We start from the raw sequence: 2,075 nt of genomic DNA on the forward strand, positions 1-2,075 counted from the left end.
GCGTTTTCCTTCATCACCGCGGCGCCCTCGATGCAGGCGTCGGCGATGTGGGTGGCGAAGAGCTTGATGGCGCGGATGGCGTCATCGTTGCCCGGAATGACGTAGTCGATGAGGTCCGGGTCGCAGTTGGAGTCGACCACGGCCACGACCGGGATGCCCAGCTTGCGGCATTCCTTCACCGCGATGTGCTCGCGGTTGGGGTCGATGATGAAGGCGACCTTGGGGGCGTCGTTCATGTCCTTGATGCCGCCCAGGGCGTCGTTCAGCTTCTCGACCTCGCGCGCCAGCTGCACAACTTCCTTCTTGGGGAACTTGTTGATGGTGCCGTCGGCGAACATGGCCTCAAGGCTCTTCAGGCGGTCGATGCTCTTCTTGATGGTCTGGAAGTTGGTGAGCGTGCCGCCCATCCAACGCTGGGTGACGCAATGCATGCCGCAGCGCTCCACTTCGGCCTTGATGGCCTCCTGGGCCTGGCGCTTGGTGCCGATGAAGAGCACCTTGCCGCCCTTGGCCACGGTCTCCACGATGAAGTCGTGGGCCTTCTGGAACAGCTTCACGGTCTGCTGCAGGTCGATGATGTGGATGCCGTTGCGCGCGCCGAAGATGTAGGTGCGCATTTTGGGGTTCCAGCGGCGGGTCTGGTGACCGAAATGGACGCCGGTTTCCAGCATCTGCTTCATGGTAACGTAAGCCATAATTCCTCCTGGGTTTTTCCTCCGCCCTGGCGTTTGGCCGTCCCCGGAACATCCGGGGCACCCAGTGAAAAGCCGGGGCGTGTGATTTGTGAAACGGGTGTTTTTACGTCGGACGCCCGCGCTTGGCAAGGAAAAAAGCACGGCTGTACCGACTTGAGCGGCCCGTTTCTGGCTGTGAGAAAAGATTGCCTGTCATTCCGGGAGTAAAGCCCAAACGCAAAAAACGGGTGCGCTACTGCACGGCGCTGGGGTCGGCCGGGCCCTCGCTGATGACGGGATTGAGCAGGAAGCCCACGTTGTCTATCTCCACACTGACCTCGTCCCCCTCTTGCAGGGGACCGATGCCCGGCGGGGTGCCGGTCAGGATCACGTCGCCGGGCAGAAGCGTCATAACGCGGGAGATGAAGCTGACGAGCTTGGCCGGGGCGAAGATCATGTCCGCCGTATTGCCTTCCTGGCGCAGCTTGCCGTTGACCACGGCGCGGATGCCCAGGGCGCGCTCGTCGGGCACCTGGGTCTCTATCCACGGGCCTATGGGGCAGAAGGTGTCGAAGCTCTTGGCGCGCGTCCACTGGCCGTCTTTCTTCTGCAGGTCGCGGGCGGTGACGTCGTTTGCGCAGGTGTAGCCGAACACGTGGGCCGGGGCATCCTCCTCGCGCACGAAGCGCGCGGTCTTGCCGATGACGATGGCCAGTTCCGCCTCGTAGTCCACGCGCTCGGAGCAGGCGGGCATGACGATGGCGTCGCCCGGGCCGATGACCGAGCTTGGCGGCTTGAGGAAAAGGATGGGCTCGTCCGGCGGGGTCAGGCCCAGCTCGCGGGCGTGCTCGTGGTAGTTGAGCCCCACGCACACGACCTTTGTGGGCCGCACCAGGGGCAAAAGCTCCACCTCGGCCAGGGGGATGTCCTCGGTGAGGTTTTCCTCAAGGTTCAGGCAGCGCACGCTGTCCGGGCTGACGATGGCGGCGTAGAAGGAACGGTCCTGGTAGCGTACCCGGATGATGCGCATGGAGGGCCTACGCGCCCTTGGCCGTCTTGCGGCGGTCGTACGCGATGTGGATGATGCCCAGGAGCTCGTCCATGGGATAGGGCTTGAGCAGATAGTCCGAGCCGCCGTGGGCCATCATCTCGGCGGCGATATCCACCGAGGCGTGGCCGGTGAGGATGATGACCTCGATGTCCGGATCGATCTTCTTGATCTTCGGCAGGGTCTCCTGGCCGCTCATGCCGGGCATCTTCACGTCCAGCAGCACGATGTCGTGGGGTTCCTTGCGCAGGATGTCCAAGGCGTTCTGACCGCCATCGGCAACGGTGACGGTCATGCCGTGGGCGGTCAGGAGCTTGCCCAGCGTGTTGCGGAAGCGTTCCTCGTCATCCACC

General features: G+C 63.6%; 3 protein-coding genes. All 3 read right to left on the reverse strand.

The genetic code is table 11. The features are described 5' to 3' along the window. The coding region (gene rpsB, locus VN419_RS07170) for a 30S ribosomal protein S2 (RefSeq protein WP_325645944.1) at nucleotides 1-695 on the reverse strand (695 nt) is incomplete at its 3' end. A 232-nt stretch (nucleotides 696-927) separates the two neighbouring features. Continuing rightward, nucleotides 928-1,704 (reverse strand): fumarylacetoacetate hydrolase family protein, encoded by a 777-nt coding sequence (locus tag VN419_RS07175; protein WP_325645946.1) that lies wholly within the window; start codon nucleotides 1,702-1,704, stop codon nucleotides 928-930. A 7-nt stretch (nucleotides 1,705-1,711) separates the two neighbouring features. Then, a complete protein-coding gene (locus tag VN419_RS07180; RefSeq protein WP_325645948.1) occupies nucleotides 1,712-2,074 on the reverse strand; it encodes a response regulator in 363 nt (120 codons plus the stop codon). Nucleotide 2,075 lies beyond the last annotated feature (1 nt).

Origin of the sequence: Humidesulfovibrio sp. (genome assembly GCF_035560995.1) — a bacterium.
Taxonomy (GTDB): Bacteria; Desulfobacterota; Desulfovibrionia; order Desulfovibrionales; family Desulfovibrionaceae; genus Humidesulfovibrio.